Origin of the sequence: Bacteroides sp. An279, from assembly GCF_002159615.1 — a bacterium.
Classification (GTDB): Bacteria; Bacteroidota; Bacteroidia; order Bacteroidales; family Bacteroidaceae; genus Phocaeicola; species Phocaeicola intestinalis.
In genome coordinates this window covers 1-2,830 of record NZ_NFJA01000171.1, presented here as the reverse complement: position 1 = coordinate 2,830, position 2,830 = coordinate 1, and the positions used below count along the sequence as shown (strand labels likewise).

Below are 2,830 nucleotides of genomic sequence, written 5' to 3'. Positions count from 1 at the left end.
CGCTCCTGTTCTTCGTCAGATAGCCCGCTATCTTCCTCATCACAGAAGCGAAAATGCCTCAAAAACTCATCCCAAATCATCGCACGATAAATTCAAAACAGCTTCTAAAGTGGCTCTGGATGGACTGATATGCATCGGAAAAAGCAAGCATAAAAAAAGGGAATCTTCCCAGATTCCCAATCTTCATTAACCTTAAATCTAATACCATGAAAAACACGATGCAAAGATATATATATTATGTTATTCAACATACATATATAAGAAAAATCGTGTGTTATTTAACATATATTTAAATATCAATGAGATTTTGAGGGGGTAAAATTTGCTTTTCTTTAAAATTTCTACAATCTTTGCACAATAAACAAACAGACAGGCAAAAGACGAAGAAACTATTTTAAAGGAATTGATTACTAAATAAAGTCTAACTAAAACCTTATTTTATATGGAGAGTAATAGCAATCGCATCCTAAGATACAACAGTATCATCCAGGCTTTTGTGATAATGGGGGACTTATGCCTATGTAATGGATTGTTTTATGCTTTTTATTATTGGGGCAACATGATGGACAAGCCTGTTTCGTTTAATTCCAGTTTACCCCAGATTCTTATAGTAATGTCGCTTTGCTATTTATTATGCACAATGCGTGGAGGGGTTATATTACATAGACAAAAGGTACATTCGTATCAAATTGTTGCACGTGTATTTCGTAATGTATTCTATTTTACCATTGTAAGTGGTTTTTTATTAACGGTAGGTATGCATTTTAATGTCATATCATTATTTTATGCAGCTTATCTGTCTGCCTTATTCCTTATTATAAGTATATACAGGCTTATGTTCCGCACATGCCTGAAAATTTACCGGAACAACAAAAAAAACATACACTATGTAGTTTTGGTGGGAAGTACTCCAAACAATATCGAGTTATACCATGAATTGACCGATGACCCGGCAAGTGGTTATGGGGTTGTGGGATATTTTGATGATGAACCAAATCCTAACATGGATAATGAACATTGCACTTATCTAGGCAAGCCGGAAGAAGTGGAACACTATCTTTCTGCTCATCCTTATATTCATTATCTTTTCTGTTGTCTTCCATCGCGAAAAGCAGATGTCATTTTGCCCATTATCAATTATTGCGAGAATAATGTGGTACATTTTTACAGCGTTCCTAATCTTCGCAACTATCTACATAACCGGGTATATTTCAATATGATGGGTAATGTGCCTTACCTCAGTTTGCGCCCAGACCCTTTAAGCCGTCCGGAAAACAAGTTCTTGAAACGTGCTTTCGATATTGCATTTTCACTCTTGTTCTTATGTACTTTCTTTCCTATCATTTTTATCATTGTGGCTATCGTTACCAAATTAACCATGCCTGGTCCGATATTTTTCCGCCAGAAACGTAATGGACTGAACGATAAGGAATTTTATTGCATCAAATTCCGCTCTATGAAGGTCAACAAAGATGCTGATACCGTACAAGCTACTAAAAATGATCCGCGTAAAACAAGATGGGGGGATATTATGCGTAAAACCAATATAGACGAATTGCCTCAATTTATCAACGTATTACTAGGTGACATGAGTATAGTCGGACCACGTCCCCATATGCTGAAACATACACAAGAATATTCTAAATTGATTAATAAATATATGGTACGTCATTTTGTTAAGCCAGGCATAACAGGCTGGAGCCAAGTGACGGGATATCGGGGGGAAACCAAAGAATTAAAAGATATGGAAGGACGTATCTTAGGTGATATCTGGTATATTGAGCACTGGAGTTTCGGGTTGGATTTATATATCATCTACCGCACAGTCCGTAATGCCATTCATGGTGAAAAAAATGCTTATTGATAAAATCAAGATACGGTACTATCAGGGCCGACGCATTTGATTTCTGCAAAACACTGCCCTTGGGATATACGTTTTGGGGTATCCAAAGGCAGTCTTTGGAGGACGTGTAATGCTGCTGTAGATGATAATCTGTATAATTTAGATGCGTTTGCCCTGAATGTATTATGTATAATACAAGATACAATGTTGTTTTCTGTGGACTTTTAGTTGTAAAAAAAAGTCCCACAAATCATTGATTTATGGGACCTTATTCACTTCTGTCCAGTAGTTATAGCGGAAGCTGGGGGATTCGAACCCCCGGTACGGTAACCCGTACGGCAGTTTAGCAAACTGCTGGTTTCAGCCACTCACCCAAACTTCCAATATAATTTAGGTTGGTAGCGCATACGGGAATCGAACCCGTGTTTCAGCCGTGAGAGGGCCGCGTCCTAGGCCACTAGACGAAAGCGCCATCTGAACTTTTGTAGCAATTGCCGGACCGGTTTGTCCTTTCATTGCTACTGAAAAGAATGACATTCTTCTTAACAAGCCTTTAATAGGTTTTGATTAAATTGAAAATCTTTCTTTTTCTTTTCCGGCTGCAAAGGTATGGCTTTTCTTTGAATTGGGCAAGTTTTTAAAACTATTTTTTTTCAATCTATGGTTTTCTATTTTATGAATGTCCTTATTTTCTATTTTCATACTATGCGCGGTATGGATTTGTGCGTTTTGCTGATGTCGTTGCAGGACACATTCACATGCTGACATTCTCAAACGAACATAAGTGATAGGACTGACTTACTTATGTGAAACGCATAACTTACTTATGTGAAACGGCTAACTCACTTATGTTCATTAAAAGGCATGCTTGAAATCAGTTTTTTAGAAGCTGTTTTGAATTTATCGTGCGATGATTTGGGATGAGTTTTTGAGGCATTTTCGCTTCTGTGATGAGGAAGATAGCGGGCTATCTGACGAAGAACAGGA

At 37.4% G+C, this 2,830-nt stretch carries 3 protein-coding genes and 2 tRNA genes; 2 read left to right on the top strand and 3 right to left on the bottom strand.

All coding sequences use genetic code 11. The features are described 5' to 3' along the window. Together B5F78_RS17670 and B5F78_RS16300 are read left to right on the top strand one after the other, a co-directional pair. The coding region (locus B5F78_RS17670) for a hypothetical protein (protein WP_204502753.1) at positions 1-190 on the top strand (190 nt) is incomplete at its 5' end. A 252-nt stretch (positions 191-442) separates the two neighbouring features. After that, positions 443-1,864, top strand: coding sequence for an undecaprenyl-phosphate glucose phosphotransferase (locus B5F78_RS16300; RefSeq protein ID WP_087407235.1), 1,422 nt, complete (start codon positions 443-445; stop codon positions 1,862-1,864). Positions 1,865-2,138: 274 nt separating this feature from the next. Here B5F78_RS16300 and B5F78_RS16295 read toward each other — a convergent pair. The 3 genes from B5F78_RS16295 to B5F78_RS17985 all read right to left on the bottom strand — a co-directional run bounded on the left by B5F78_RS16295 (position 2,139) and on the right by B5F78_RS17985 (position 2,545). After that, positions 2,139-2,225: transfer RNA gene (locus B5F78_RS16295), tRNA-Ser, on the bottom strand. A gap of 14 nt (positions 2,226-2,239) precedes the next feature. Further along, a tRNA-Glu gene (locus B5F78_RS16290) sits at positions 2,240-2,315 on the bottom strand. A 95-nt stretch (positions 2,316-2,410) separates the two neighbouring features. Beyond that, positions 2,411-2,545, bottom strand: a complete 135-nt coding sequence (locus B5F78_RS17985) for a hypothetical protein (protein WP_255376644.1) — start codon at positions 2,543-2,545, stop codon at positions 2,411-2,413. Between the last annotated feature and the right edge of the window lie 285 nt (positions 2,546-2,830).

What these genes read in the sequence shown, in the direction of transcription:
- B5F78_RS17985 (WP_255376644.1), bottom strand. Translation starts at nt 2,545, where the DNA reads ATGAAAATAGAAAATAAGGACATTCATAAAATAGAAAACCATAGATTG.
- B5F78_RS16300 (WP_087407235.1), top strand. Translation starts at nt 443, where the DNA reads ATGGAGAGTAATAGCAATCGCATCCTAAGATACAACAGTATCATCCAG.